General features: G+C 66.7%; 13 protein-coding genes. 3 read left to right on the forward strand and 10 right to left on the reverse strand.

The window, feature by feature from the left end:
- Positions 1-147: 147 nt before the first annotated feature.
- Both HMPREF2847_RS04540 and pth read left to right on the forward strand, forming a co-directional pair.
- Positions 148-789: a 50S ribosomal protein L25/general stress protein Ctc gene (locus HMPREF2847_RS04540; protein ID WP_048733947.1), complete on the forward strand. Its 642-nt coding sequence runs from the start codon at positions 148-150 to the stop codon at positions 787-789.
- A 144-nt stretch (positions 790-933) separates the two neighbouring features.
- A complete protein-coding gene (gene pth / locus HMPREF2847_RS04545; protein WP_070851661.1) occupies positions 934-1,542 on the forward strand; it encodes an aminoacyl-tRNA hydrolase in 609 nt (202 codons plus the stop codon).
- Positions 1,543-1,772: 230 nt separating this feature from the next.
- Here the strand turns inward: pth and HMPREF2847_RS04550 are convergent, their stop codons facing one another.
- The 10 genes from HMPREF2847_RS04550 to HMPREF2847_RS04595 form a co-directional block, all read right to left on the reverse strand.
- Positions 1,773-3,506: an ABC transporter ATP-binding protein gene (locus HMPREF2847_RS04550; RefSeq protein WP_070851662.1), complete on the reverse strand. Its 1,734-nt coding sequence runs from the start codon at positions 3,504-3,506 to the stop codon at positions 1,773-1,775.
- Positions 3,503-5,281, reverse strand: coding sequence for an ABC transporter ATP-binding protein (locus tag HMPREF2847_RS04555; protein WP_070851663.1), 1,779 nt, complete (start codon positions 5,279-5,281; stop codon positions 3,503-3,505). The genes HMPREF2847_RS04550 and HMPREF2847_RS04555 overlap by 4 nt, the downstream gene beginning before the upstream one ends.
- Entirely contained in the window at positions 5,278-5,550 is a 273-nt protein-coding gene (locus HMPREF2847_RS11730; protein WP_246821936.1) for a class I SAM-dependent methyltransferase, read from the reverse strand. The genes HMPREF2847_RS04555 and HMPREF2847_RS11730 overlap by 4 nt, the downstream gene beginning before the upstream one ends.
- Positions 5,551-5,881: 331 nt before the next feature.
- A complete protein-coding gene (locus HMPREF2847_RS04565; protein ID WP_070851664.1) occupies positions 5,882-6,619 on the reverse strand; it encodes an ABC transporter permease in 738 nt (245 codons plus the stop codon).
- Positions 6,616-7,368 (reverse strand): ABC transporter permease, encoded by a 753-nt coding sequence (locus HMPREF2847_RS04570; protein WP_070438218.1) that lies wholly within the window; start codon positions 7,366-7,368, stop codon positions 6,616-6,618. The genes HMPREF2847_RS04565 and HMPREF2847_RS04570 overlap by 4 nt, the downstream gene beginning before the upstream one ends.
- Entirely contained in the window at positions 7,365-8,408 is a 1,044-nt protein-coding gene (locus HMPREF2847_RS04575) for an ABC transporter ATP-binding protein (RefSeq protein WP_070767195.1), read from the reverse strand. Before HMPREF2847_RS04575 ends, HMPREF2847_RS04570 begins: the two co-directional genes overlap by 4 nt.
- Entirely contained in the window at positions 8,405-8,623 is a 219-nt protein-coding gene (locus tag HMPREF2847_RS04580) for a hypothetical protein (RefSeq protein ID WP_224783744.1), read from the reverse strand. The genes HMPREF2847_RS04575 and HMPREF2847_RS04580 overlap by 4 nt, the downstream gene beginning before the upstream one ends.
- Entirely contained in the window at positions 8,620-9,360 is a 741-nt protein-coding gene (locus HMPREF2847_RS04585) for an AMP-binding protein (protein ID WP_070767196.1), read from the reverse strand. Before HMPREF2847_RS04585 ends, HMPREF2847_RS04580 begins: the two co-directional genes overlap by 4 nt.
- A gap of 173 nt (positions 9,361-9,533) precedes the next feature.
- A complete protein-coding gene (locus HMPREF2847_RS04590) occupies positions 9,534-11,768 on the reverse strand; it encodes an ATP-binding cassette domain-containing protein (RefSeq protein WP_246821937.1) in 2,235 nt (744 codons plus the stop codon).
- A gap of 74 nt (positions 11,769-11,842) precedes the next feature.
- Positions 11,843-12,424 carry an ECF transporter S component gene (locus tag HMPREF2847_RS04595; protein WP_246821939.1) on the reverse strand — a complete coding sequence of 194 codons (582 nt, stop codon included), beginning with the start codon at positions 12,422-12,424 and terminating at the stop codon, positions 11,843-11,845.
- A gap of 399 nt (positions 12,425-12,823) precedes the next feature.
- Between HMPREF2847_RS04595 and HMPREF2847_RS04600 the strand changes: the two genes are divergently transcribed.
- The coding region (locus HMPREF2847_RS04600) for an IS110 family transposase (RefSeq protein ID WP_141765052.1) at positions 12,824-13,094 on the forward strand (271 nt) is incomplete at its 3' end.

Consider the following 13,094-nt stretch of genomic DNA (forward strand, 5'->3'; position numbering starts at 1 on the left):
CGGTAAGTCTCGGCGAGGGCGACCACAGTAGGTGGTAGCCGTTATCGACGCGACGCTCGCAGCCCAACTTTTGCGCCCACGGTGGCATGGATGCGGCACGTGCTCGACTCGACGACTCAGTATCGAATCGTTTAGGAGTCCATTTTCATGGCAAAGCCCAACATCATCAAGATTGATGCTCGTAACCGCACCGAGTTCGGCAAGGGTGCCGCTCGCCGTGCTCGCGTTGCTGGCGACATCCCGGTTGTCATCTACGGCGCTGACCTGGATGCTCCGAAGCACATCCTCGTTGACACTCTGGATTTCCACGCTGTCATCCGTAACCACGGTGTCAACGCTGTTCTGGACGTCAACATCGAGGGCGAGTCCCAGCTGTCCATGGTTAAGGCTGTTGACCAGAACCCGCTGACTCTCGACATCGACCACGCTGACCTGCTCGCCATTCACCGTGACGAGAAGGTTGAGGTTGAGGTTCCGGTCACCCCGACTGGCGAGGTCGCTCCGGGCGCCCTGCTCACGCAGGATGCCGAAACCATTCTGGTCAACGCACCGGTTCTGGCCATTCCGGAAGAGATCGAGGTCTCCGTCGAGGGTGCAGAGGTCGGCACCATGATTCACGCCGGCGACGTTACCCTGCCAGAGGGCCTGGTCCTCACCGACGACGCTGACCTGCTCATCTTCAACATCGTCGAGCCGGAGGAGGAGCCGGCTGGTGACGTCGATGCCGACATCGAGGGCATGGGCGAGGCTGAGACCCCGGATGAGCCAGCTGAGGAATCCGCTGAGTAATGTAAGCGCTGAATAGCTCTAGCTGACTGAGCCAATACAGGCTTTCACGCTTAGCTAACAAAAAAGGGACGGACGCTCTTGTCCGTCCCTTTTTTGCACTCCCCAAAACCAAAAGATTGCTTACCGTGTGCCAAGATTGAACTCATGAACGCCTCCACCACGCCTCTACTTGTCGCGGGCCTCGGCAATCCTGGGCCCAAATATGAACTCACCCGCCATAACGTCGGACATCTGGTGCTAGATGAACTAGCTAGCCGGACTTTTCCGATGCCGTCGTCGTTTAGCGTGCACAAGAAGTCCAACGCTGAGATTGTGCAGACTAGGTTTAAAACCTCCGATGGTGGCGAGCGACAGGTGATTCTGGCTAAACCCCGGACGTATATGAATCTGTCGGGTGGGCCGGTCGCGGCGCTGGCGAAGTTCTTCAACATCGCACCTACCGACGTCGTGGTGGTCCACGATGAGCTGGATCTGGACCCGGGCGTGGTCCGGCTCAAACGTGGCGGTGGCGAGAATGGCCACAATGGGCTGCGTTCGACCTCGAAGTCATTGGGCACGAAGGACTACATGCGCGTGCGCATTGGCATTGGTCGTCCTCCGGGCCGCCAGGATCCAGCTGATTATGTGCTGCGCAATTTCAATGCCAAGGAGCGCGAGGAACTCGCTTTCACCCTGCCCACCGCGGCGGAGGCAGTGGAGCTAATCGCCAGCCACGGGCTGGAAATTGCTCAGAACCAGGTGCACGGGCGGTAGCAGATAGAGGCAAATGGCAGCAACGAGCCCCCCTTCCCTCCCAACTTTCACTGGGATGAGAAAAGGGGGCTATTTTCGCGTTCCCGGGAGCTTCAGTCTTTACAGCTCGTCGGTGTTCGTGCTGCTCGGCGTTTTCGTCGGCGGTTTCGCTCTGTCCACCGAGCGCCTGGCGGTGGGATTCGGGAAGCTGCGGCAGGGCGCCCGTGAGGGCATCAACCAGGTGATGAGGATCAGGCGCCCGGGGAGCTCCCCGTCCGGCACGCCCACGACTCGGCGTAGCGACCGCCCTTCGCCAGCAATTCATCGTGCGTGCCCCGTTCTGCGACCGTCCCGTCCTCCGAAAGCACGACGATGAGGTCGGCATCGCGGACGGTGTGCAGGCGATGGGCGACGACGATCACAGTGTGATCGCCGCGCAACGCCTCCATCGTGCCGACGATCGCCCGCTCAGTGGCCGCATCCAGCGAGGACGTCGGCTCGTCGAGAAGCACCACCGGGGAATCCTTCAGAAGCGCCCGGGCGATGGCGAGGCGCTGCCGCTCACCTCCCGACAGCAGCGTCCCCTCCTCCCCCACCGGGGTATCCCACCCGGAAGGCAGCAGCTCCACGATGCGGTCCACCCCGGAACGCCGGGCAGCCTCGCGCAAGCGGTCCCCGTCACCGGGCCTGGAACCGAATCCGGGGTCGGCGAAGACCACGTTGTCCCGCACGGACGCGTCGAAAAGAAACGTCTCCTGGAACACCGGGGTCACCAGCGCGTTCACGCCGTCGGTGCCGATCCGAGGCAAGGGCACCCCGCCGATGAGGATCTCCCCCGAGTCCGGATCATGAAAACGCGACAGCAGCCGCATGACCGTCGTTTTGCCCGCCCCCGACGGTCCCACTACGGCAACCAGCGCTCCCTGAGGCGCACGGAAGCTGACGTCGTCGAGAACCTTCTTATCTCCGTACCCGAAGCTCACGCCGCGGAACTCCACGTCATGCCCGTCGGGCAGCTCCGGTGCGGCAGGTTCAGGAAGAGCGGGGATTGCCCGCAGGTCACGCAACGCAGCCAACGTGTTGCGGCCCGCACCGAAACCGCCGGACAACGCTCCCGCCGTGGTGATCGGTCCGGTGAACTGGACGAGCACGATGAGTATCGGCGCCAAATGCGCCGGCGCCATCCCGCCCGTCGCGGCGACTGCCACGGCGACGATCACCGCCGCCGTGAACACCGCATGGACGACCGAACTCAACCGTCCGATGGCCGCCCCCTGCGTCGACGTCGCCTTCGCGAACGCATCGTGTTGGGCCCGGATTGCCTCATCCACCATCGCGTCCGCCGCCGAACCGTCGCTCGCGGCGCGAATCGCCTGCTGGCAGCGGGTGAACTCGATCAGCCTGCCGGAGACGGCAGCGACGGCGTCAGCATGCGCTTCGTCCGACTCCCCGCCGACCCGGCCAATGGCCCGGTAGGCGAAGAAGAGCACCGGCGCCGACGCGACGAGAACCAAACCGACGCGCCAATCCACCGCCAGAATTCCGAAGGCGATGACGGTCGGCGCAACCACCGCGGCGATGACGGGCCGCAGGATCACGTGCGGCACGGACGCCGCGAACGCGATACCCGACGACGCCATCTCCGAAAAGCGGCCGGCCGTGGACTTGGTGACGTACCCGAGTGGCAACGTCAGCACCCGTTCGCCCAGGGAACGCAGCAGGGACGACAGCACCGCTGCGGAATTCGCCCTGCCGACCGTCCCCGCGGCGAGGGACAGCACCGCATGGGCGGCCGCGAGGCCGGCGATGACGCCGGTTAAACGCCACGCCGTCGCATCATCTCCCTCGGCCAGAGCCGACAGCAGCGGCAGCAGTGCGACGAACGCCGCTCCCTGGGCCAGCGCGGCAAGCGCGGCCAACGCAATGAGCCACGCCAGCGTCATTCTCGAGCGCCGATCTGTCATCGACCACAAGTCCCGAATCATCGGTTCCCTGCCTTTTCATCGTCTGATTCAGTGCCCCGCGGGGCGGATGGTTCGTCGTCGAGCGCGAACGCGCGCCACAAATCCCGGTAGCGGCCACCGCGCGCAAGCAACTCGTCGTGGGTACCCGCCTCCGCGACCGCTCCCCCATCGAGAACGAGGATGCGGTCGGCGTTGCGGATCGTGCTCAACCTGTGCGCGATCACAATCACCGTCCGCGAACGGGCCAAACGCTCGATTGCGGACTGGATGAGGGCCTCGGAAGCCGGATCCGCGTAAGCGGTTGCCTCGTCGAAGATGAGCACCGGCGCGTCCGTGACGATCGACCTAGCGATGGCCACGCGCTGCGCCTCACCACCGGAAAAGGTCACGTCGACGTTGACCACCGAATCCAGACGCTTCGGCAGCGCCGCGATGACCGCATCGAGGTTCGCGAGCTTCGCGGCCGCCATGATTTCGCCGTCGGTGGCGTCTCTCCTGGCCAGCCGGATGTTCTCCCGCAACGGCAGCGTGAGCAACTGCGGATCTTGGAACACCACCGACACCGAGCGGTGCACGTCGCGCACGGCAATGTCGCGAAGATCGGCGCCGCCCAGCAGCACCGAGCCTTCGACGGGGTCGTGGAAACGCGCCAACAGCCGGGCGACGGTGGACTTTCCGGAACCGGAGGACCCCACCAGCGCAGTGAGGGTCCCCGGTTCGAACGTCGCGGACATCCCGTCGAGGACCCGCGGCCCATCGCCGTAGGAGAAGACCAGGTTCCGGACCTCGAGCGCGCCTCCGCGCACGGGCACCGGATCGGCGGGCTCGGCGATCGGCGGCGTGCCCAGCACCTCCGCGATGGACTTCAGGGCGGCAATCCCCGCGATGATGGGTTCGGAGTTCATGGCTACCCGCACGATCGCCGCGGAGAGTCCAAGGCCGAGAACCAGCCCGGCGACGAGACCTTCCGGTGTGCCGCCCGCGGCGTCCCGCAGAGCGAGGCCGGCGCCGCACACCACTGCGAGGACCGTGATCGGAGACGTCACCACGTCGATGAGCCCAAGATAGATGTTCGACTGCCGGGACCAGGCGGACCACGCGCGGACGAACGACGACGCCGCGGCATCGTAGCGGCCCGAGCCCTGGTTGGCGCGTCCGAAGGACTTCATCACCGGGATGCCGCGCACCAACTCGATGACCGCGGCCGTCACTCCTTCGGAGGCTCGCTCGTAGTCGCGCTGAAGGCCGGCGCCACGCGACATCATTACGCCCATCAGGGCGAAGGTGACCAGCACCGGGACGACCGCCACCGCCGCGATCCGCCAATCCACCGCGACGAGCGCGATGAGGGAAAGCAGGGGAACCAGCACCGCCACCACGGTCTCACCGACGGTGTGGCCCATGAGCTGGTGGACAGCCGCGACGTCCTTCTCAACCGACCCGATGATTCCCGACGAGCGCCGGGCGTCTAGCCAGCCCAGCGGCAACTTCCGGATTTGGGCGACCAGCCGGCGCCGGAGGTGGAGCTGCAGGTCGTTATCCGCCCGGTGCGAGAGCATGCCGGCGGCGCCGTCCGCGGCCATGCGCACCGTTGCGGCGACGACGATGACAGCCACGGCCAACCACGTCCGATGCGCCGGGGCCTCCGGGTACGTCATCGCGATGTCGATGATGCCGACCAGCGAAGCGACGGTAGCCACCGACGACAGGACGGATAACGCGACCACCGCACGCATCCGAGTCCGGATCGGGGCGAGCAGCGACCACGGGCCTACGGTCCCGTCCACAGCGCTCACTTGCCCGCCTCCCCGATCGCGCTCTTCTTCGCGAGAGTGCAGAAGTACACCATGCCGGCGCGTGAGGCTCCGCCCAGCTTCAGCCCGTTGGCTTCGGCGAGGTCATCGAGCTCGCTGCCCCGAAAAACCCGGTGGCCCATCTTCGCCATGACGGCCATGTCGACCCGCTCGTTCACGCCGGGATCCTCGGCGAACGTCTGCACGTAAGCGATGCCGCCGTCGGCGAGCAGCCCGGCGACCCGGCCGAGCGCGGCACCCGCATCCTTCATTTGGTGGAGCGCGCCGCACACCCAGATTTCATCGGTCCTGCCGGGCTCTCCCGCGAGCGGCGCGAGGACGTCGGCGACGTGGAATTCCGTCCGGCCCCGAGCCCTTCGACGGCGGCGTCCATCGGTTCACGCGCATAGCGGCTGAGGAACCTCGGCTGGACCTTGTCCTGGTAGGCCGCGAGGAGTCTGAGGTTGTTCTGGACGATCTGGGCAATCGACTTCATCTGGTTCTGTCTCCGGGGTGTGTGGGCCGCGTCCACGCGGCGGTTTCGGGTTAGGTGCTCGGGTTCGCGGGCCGTCGTCGGCGGCGATGCCCCCGTGGACGTGCCCGTCATGCAGACTCCCCCGGCCTCGTTTTCACGGCGATGCCCCACGCCGCGAGCACAGCGATGCCTAAGAACCAGGCCGCGCAGACCACCAGACCCGCAGCCCCGGTGCCGTTGACGGCCTCGCCGGCCGCGGATACGGGGGTGTGCCCGGCGATTCCGCGCAGGAGAGGACGGAAGTGGTCGGCGGGCATGAGCACCGTGTTGACGAACATCGCAACGATGATTAACGGGATGAGGGCCACGGAGCCCTGGGGGCTGGTGATGGAGAACGCGATGTACGTGCCGGTGCATGCGGCCGCCGCGGCAACCATCGCGCCGGTCATCGCGATCCTCCACCACCAGGACGCCTCAGGGGGGCTGTCGGAAAGCAAGGCGGCCACCGCCACGACGACGGCCGTCATCGCCATGATCCGGATGAACTCGGCGATGATCCGTGCGGCCGGCACGGCCGCGTACGGCGCCGGCATGGTGATCAACCGCTCGTGGAGGCCATTGCTGCGTTCAACGAGCACGGTGGACGATCCCGTGATGGCCAGGATGAACGCCCACGCCGTCACGACCAGGATGACCGCGTTCGGGAGTTCGAACTCTCCGGTGAGCTGCCTGACCAGGCCACCGAACATGCGGTTGACGATGAACAGGTACACGAGCGGAGCAATGAACGTCATGAACCAGAAGTCGGGGCGCCGCAGCCAAATGTGGGCAATGCGCCGCAGATGCACGAAGATGGGGCCGATCATGATTCGCTCCTCGAGGTGAACCGGCGGATGAACAGGACGATTCCGGCGACCGCCGCGACACCGAGCCACAGGGCGGCCTCTTCCCCGGCGCGATCCGGGAAGGCGTCCGGGGACGCCGCCCTAATCACCTCGATCACCGGCGAAAAAGGCATGTGGCGCACGACGTCGCGAAGGGAGCCGTCCAAAGCGGTCGCCGGAATGAACGCGGTGGAGAACATGAGCAGCAGCATTTCCAGCGCCTGGATCGATGAGGCCGTCGACACCGGGGCGGGCACCATCAGGATCACCCCGTCCGTGACCAGGGACAGGACCGCCGCGGCGAGCAGCGACCACAGGACAGTCCACGCGACGTCACCGATAGCCATGTCGAGGCCGCAGGACCACGCGACGACCAGCAGCGCCGCGATCGACGCGGACATCCGCAGCACATCGGTGGCGAGCCTGCCGGCGACATAGCCGCCTGTGGCCCCGGGCAACACGCGCACGCGGTCAACGAGCCCGGACTCGACGTCCTGTCCCACCGCCATCGCCGACGCCGCGGCGGTGAACATCGCCGCCTGGAACAGGCAGCCGCCGAGCACGAAACGCAGGTACCCGAAGCCGGATTGCCCCGCCGAGTACCCAAACACCGCGTACAGGCACAGCAGGAAGAGCGGCGGAACTACGAACATGGAGATCAGCGACGCGGTGTTGCGTCGCAACAGCAGCAGATCCCGACGGAGAAACGCCGCGACCGACGTCGCACTCATCGCGCCGCACCCCCTGCGTTCATCGATATGAACACCTCGTTGAGGGTGGGCGGCGACACGCTCAGCGAATCCGGCGACGCTTCCGAGGCCTCCATCGCCTGCGCCACCGCCTCGAGGACCCGCGGTCCGGGGTCGACGTCGAGGGACACCGACTTCCCCGCGACGCGGGCGCCGTCCAGGCACGTTCCCCCGAGGCAGCGGGCGAACGCCTCCGCCTCGGCGGCGGTGGCAAAGGACACGCGGAGCACGTGCGACCCGAAGTCGCGGCGCAATTCCTCCGGCGTTCCGCTGGCGACGATGCGGCGATCCTTGAGCAGATGGACGTGGTCTGCCAGCGCCTCCGCCTCTTCCAGGTACTGGGTGGTCAGCACCAGGGTCATTCCGTCGTCCCGCAGTTGCCGGATGAAGCCCCACAGCTCTTCGCGGCTGACCGGGTCCAGCCCCGTCGTGGGTTCGTCGAGGAACAGCAGCCTGGGCACGACGCACAGCGACACGGCGATGTCGAGGCGGCGCCGCATGCCACCCGAATAGGCCGACGCCAACGTCGAGGCACTGTCCGCGAGCGAGAATTGCGCGAGCAGTTCCGTCGCGCGGGCGGCCGCGGCGGCGCGGTCGAGTCCGCGCAGCCGCCCGAAGAACTCCAGGTTCTCCCGGCCGGTGAGGTTCTCGTCGATCGCCGCGAATTGGCCGGTGGTGGCAATGTCAGCGCGCACGCCCGCCGGGTCCTCTTTCACATCGCGCGAGAAGATGCTCACCTCGCCGGAGTCGGCGGTGATGAGCGTCGACAGGATTCGGATGAGGGTGGTCTTGCCTGCACCGTTGTGGCCGAGGAACGACACGATCGCCCCGGTGGGCACGGTGAAACTCACGCCGTCGAGCACATGCTTGCGCATCCGGGCACCGCGCTTTCCCTTGCGGCCGCCGTCCGGCGGGGCACCTGCCCCGCCTTCGGGCGGGGTGCCCGCTTTGCCCGCAATCGGGTAGCTCTTCGTGAGGTCGCGGACGACAATCGCCGCACCTCGTTCAGCTTGATCCGTCATCGTTTCCCCTTTCCTTTGGTATCGCAGTGGGCCGCTGTCGGCAGCGGCCCCGTGGTCGGGTTGTCATGCGGCACCTCGATATGGATGCCCGCATCGCGGGCGAAGGCGAGGACCGGTTCGAGGAGCCGGGGGTGGCCGACGAGATCCCGGCACCCCGGCGCGACCGGCTTCCCCGCGACCGCCACAACGGTGGCGGCAGCAATCGCCGCGGTCATTTTGTAGGAACCCGGGCCGGTCGCCCGGACGACGGTCGTCTCGGCCGGTGCCTGGTCACGGCCTCGAACCACCTCGGGGGATCGGCGACCACCTCGGAAACCGGCAGCAACACCTGGTCGTAACCACGAAAAAGGGCGTAGACGTGGAAGCCGATTAGCGAAAGGTTGTGGGTCAAAGGTAGCCACGTGAGCATCTTGTTCTCGTACCGGTGTGCGTGGCGTGGGATCGTCGCGTGCAGACCGTTCAGCACGGACTCGTTGGTTACGATGACACCCTTTGGCGATCCCGTGGAGCCGGACGAAAACTGGATAAGGGCTTCGCCGGCCGTCCCACCTCGCACCGGGAACGCGGGGACCGCCCCGGAGCCATCCCCGGAATCCACGTCCCCCGCCTGAGAGAAGTCCGATTCAGCATCACCCGGCATCGCCGCACCCGGTTCCGCGGCAGCGTCATTGACGATGGACACGTCGAGCAGCCGGTCCTCGCCCACGACCACGGCACCGTTTGCGCCGGTGAGCAGCGTGTGACTGCGTTCGTCGACCAGGATCGGGGCCCCGGGCATCATGTCCGAGAGCGTCCGCACCCTGTCGACGTCAACCGGGCCCGCCACCGCCTCCGCATGGACCCGGCCATACGGGACGAAGACGTCCCGCCGATTCTCGACGAAGGTGATCCCCTTTTTCGTCTCATCGGCCTTGTCCCGAAGCACGTCGCTGATGGTCCGGATCGTGTTCATTGGTACCTCTTTCGGTTGTCGGCGCCATGCCGGTGCCGGGCGGACCGGGCCGCATGGCGTGACCCGGCGGATGTGTCTGAAGGGTGGAAAGGGTGAAGAAACTGGGTGGGGCGCGTCTCCGCACAAGCTCGGAAACGCTCGCGGGCCCGGGACCCGCCGGTTCCGGGTGCCCGTCAAGTCACTGCGGACACCAGGGCGGCGACGAAGGCCGCGGCGGACGCTGCGGCCACGAACCCGTCACGCACTCGCCAGGGGTAATCGGTGCGGAAGGTGCGCCGCGGATGGCGGCCGAAGTTGCGCATCGCCAGGGTCAGGGACAGCTTTTCGGCGCAGCGCACGGCGCTGACGAACAGGGGAAAGGCGATGCGCGCGGGCGTCGTCGCGCGGATGAAGCCGGAGCGGAAAGACTGCCCCGGTCGCATCGAGCGCAATCTAATCGCCCATGTCAGATGGGGGATTTCGCTGCGCAGGAACGCCGCGATGCTCACCCCGGAAATCGCTATGGTGCACCATGTGTAGGGCACCCGGAGGCGTTGCACCATGGCGTCGAAAAGCTCCTCGACGCGCATGCACGCGGAGACCAGGACCGTCCCCGCGAACACGGCCGTCAGCAGCAGTCCGTGATGGATGCCGTGGCGGACGGCCTCCGCCGCATCCCCACCTCCGTAGAACTCGGAGCGCCACCCGAGCAGGCCGAAGAACACCCCGATTAACAGGACGAGAAGGACCTTCCCCGCCGTCGCCCGAACGTCGCGTTCCGCGATCGCAGCGAGTGCGAGGAACGCGACCCCCGTCAGGGCGAGAACGGCGTCTCCGCCGGAGAGCAGCCCGGCGACGAGGACGAGCATCACCGCCGCGACAATCGTGATGGCGTTCAACCCCGCGCGCCTTCGAGCGGCGGATCCACTGGTCCAGGGGCTTTCGTCCAAGGACGTCCGTGCGCCGGCCGCGGGCAGTGCACGATCCCGCCGGGACGACTCCGGGGAAGCCGGCACGTCGGCTGCGGGACCGGACCAGGCGACCTTCCCTTCGGCGACGATGCTCGCCCGATCCGCCCACGTTCGCGCAGCACGGCGGTCGTGGCACGTGAACACAACGGTTCCGCCGGCCCCGGCGTATTCCGCTAGGGCATCCAGTACGATGCGCGAGCTCGGCGAATCCAGGTGCGCCAACGGCTCGTCGAGAAGCAGCAAACGGCGATTGGCCGCCACCGCCAGGAAGATGCTCAACCATCTTTTCTGTCCGCCCGACAGGACGAACGGCGAGACGGGGTCAAGTGCCCGGGGGCACAGGGCTTCCCGCAGTTTCCGCAGCTCATCGGTGCCGAGTGGCCCGTGCGGGTCCGTGCCGGCCAGCGCGGAGCTGATTTCCGCGGCGACGGTCGCGCGGGTGAACTGGTGCTCGGGGTTCTGGAACGCCCACGATGCGAAGGCGTCGGGGACGCGCCAGGCGGACGCGCCGTCGATCCGGAGGTCCGCTCCCGTCTTCATCTGGCCCGACAGCACCGCCAGCAAGGTGGACTTACCGGCTCCGTTGGCGCCGACTAGGGCATGAATCTCGCCCCGTTCCAGTGTCAGATCGGCCCCGTTCAGGATCCTCTCCCCGCCTCGGGCCACGTGGGTTCCGGTCAAGGCCAGGAGTGGAACGGCATCCGCCTCCGATTCCGGATCGGGACGGTCCGGTGCCCCCGTGCCCGGCGTACTGGCGTCCGGCGTTCCGGCGGTCGCGGCCGTCGTCGCAATGCCCTTCACCGCGATGCTATCCGGCGCTCCGTGGGCGGCGACGCTCCCGTCCGCATCGAGGATCGTCACCGTGTCGACCCACCCGTCGAACGGGCGGAGGTCGTGCTCGATGAGCAGGATGACGCGCCCCGGGGCCCGCAAATCACGGATGGCGGCGAACAGCGACCGGCGACCGTCCTCGTCGACGTGGGCCGCGGGCTCGTCGAAGATCATGACCTCCGGCGCCCTGGCCACCGCACCGGCGATGGCCATCCGCTGGCGTTGCCCGCCCGACAAAGCCCACGGATCCTTCTCCGCGAGCTCTGACAGCCCGAGCTCCGATAGAGCCTCGGCTGATCGCTTGGCGACGATACCGGCTTCCACGAGGGAAAACTCGAGGGCCATGGCCACGTCATCGACGACTCGGAGCGTGAGCACCTGCGTCGCCGGGTCTTGCCCGACGAAGGTGACCCGGTCCCCGTCCACGGGGCGTTCGGTGCCGTCGGCATCGATGATGTGCACGAATCCGGCATGGTCGATGGGGATGTGCGAGGGGATCAGTCCAGCGATGAGGTGGGCCAGGCTCGTCTTTCCGCATCCCACGGGTCCCGTGATGGCGTTGATCGTGCCGAAATCGAAGGAGAGATCCACCATGTCGGGTGCCCATCGCCCATCGGCGTGCCGCACGCCCGCGCCCCTAACCCGTAACCGGGACGGGGCCGTCCCGCGTGTCGCACCGGCGCACGCGGGTGCTCCGCCGGTCACCGGGTGACCCCGCGGCTGCGAAGCCCCTTTGCGACGGCAAAGCCCAGGACCAAAAACACCAAGCTCGATGCCAAGGCTACGGCGAAGCTGATCAGGGTCATGGGCGTGGTCGGCGAGTCGACGCCGACTGCGCGCGGGGCCATCGTTCCCATCAGCGCGGAGAACAACATCGCCGAGGCCACGAACTGGGGACGCGTCCACCGCCGGTACAGGGTGACCATGAACGGAAGCTCGATGAGCAATCCTTCCATAATCAGCGCCCCGATTGCGGCGATGCCGAACGGGGTAGTCGCCGCGGACACGACGCCCATGGCAAGGCACGCGATGAGGCTCGCGCCAAGCTTGCGGACGACGATGAGGGGAACAACGCACTGCAGGAACCACAACCCGAGCGTCGCCGCGACGAGATAAACGTGGGCGATGCCAGCGAACACCTGCAGGTAGGTCAGGGGCACGATGATGAGAGACCCCGCAACGCCGATCGCGGCGGCGACGAGCATGTCGCGGGTGGATGGTCGGCCACCCGCTGCGACCGGTGCGACGTGCACCAACCGCCCGTCATCTGTCTGCGACGCCACCGCGTCCCCGACTCCCCCTCCGGAGAGGGGCTCTCCGGTCGATCCACGTTTTCCGTTCATCGTCGCCGCCTCGCTTCCGTTGCCGGTTCCCAATCGGGAACACCACCTGAAACAGAATTAGGTTAGGCAATGCTTATCGCCTTACGCAAGGCTCAATTCACTGAAATTACCCCCTCCCCCGTTACCACGATGGTGCCCCCTCACGGGGCGCGGTCACCGTGCCCGGTATGGCTTATCTGCGTGAACATTTCCATAATCCGGGGGTGTTGCCACCGGACACCGGGGACAACCGCTGACAGCTAATAGGGCCGCGGACCAAACAGAGGTCTCGTCGTAACGTGGGTGCCTGCAACGGATGTCCAAGACACCGGCGACCTGCCGCAACAGAAGGACACCATCATGGAACCGTCCGCAACACCCGAAATCATCATCGGCCTCGACGTCGGCAAAACCGGCCACCATGCCTGCGCGCTGACCAACACCGGCGAGAGAATTTACGACAAACCACTGCCCCAAGACGAAGCCGCATGGCGTGAAATCTTCGCGTCCATGCAGGCCCACGGCAGCGTTCTCATGGTCGTCGATCAACCCAACACGATCGGCGCCCTGCCCATCGCCGTGGCCCGCGACTGCGGCTGCACGGTCGGAGACCTCCCCGACCTAGCCATGC

The sequence above is a fragment of the Corynebacterium sp. HMSC074C03 genome, assembly GCF_001838285.1.
GTDB lineage: Bacteria > Actinomycetota > Actinomycetes > Mycobacteriales > Mycobacteriaceae > Corynebacterium > Corynebacterium amycolatum.

What these genes read in the sequence shown, in the direction of transcription:
- HMPREF2847_RS04540 (WP_048733947.1), top strand. Translation starts at nt 148, where the DNA reads ATGGCAAAGCCCAACATCATCAAGATTGATGCTCGTAACCGCACCGAG.
- pth (WP_070851661.1), top strand. Translation starts at nt 934, where the DNA reads ATGAACGCCTCCACCACGCCTCTACTTGTCGCGGGCCTCGGCAATCCT.
- HMPREF2847_RS04550 (WP_070851662.1), bottom strand. Translation starts at nt 3,506, where the DNA reads ATGATTCGGGACTTGTGGTCGATGACAGATCGGCGCTCGAGAATGACG.
- HMPREF2847_RS11730 (WP_246821936.1), bottom strand. Translation starts at nt 5,550, where the DNA reads ATGAAGGATGCGGGTGCCGCGCTCGGCCGGGTCGCCGGGCTGCTCGCC.
- HMPREF2847_RS04565 (WP_070851664.1), bottom strand. Translation starts at nt 6,619, where the DNA reads ATGATCGGCCCCATCTTCGTGCATCTGCGGCGCATTGCCCACATTTGG.
- HMPREF2847_RS04570 (WP_070438218.1), bottom strand. Translation starts at nt 7,368, where the DNA reads ATGAGTGCGACGTCGGTCGCGGCGTTTCTCCGTCGGGATCTGCTGCTG.
- HMPREF2847_RS04575 (WP_070767195.1), bottom strand. Translation starts at nt 8,408, where the DNA reads ATGACGGATCAAGCTGAACGAGGTGCGGCGATTGTCGTCCGCGACCTC.
- HMPREF2847_RS04580 (WP_224783744.1), bottom strand. Translation starts at nt 8,623, where the DNA reads ATGACCGCGGCGATTGCTGCCGCCACCGTTGTGGCGGTCGCGGGGAAG.
- HMPREF2847_RS04585 (WP_070767196.1), bottom strand. Translation starts at nt 9,360, where the DNA reads ATGAACACGATCCGGACCATCAGCGACGTGCTTCGGGACAAGGCCGAT.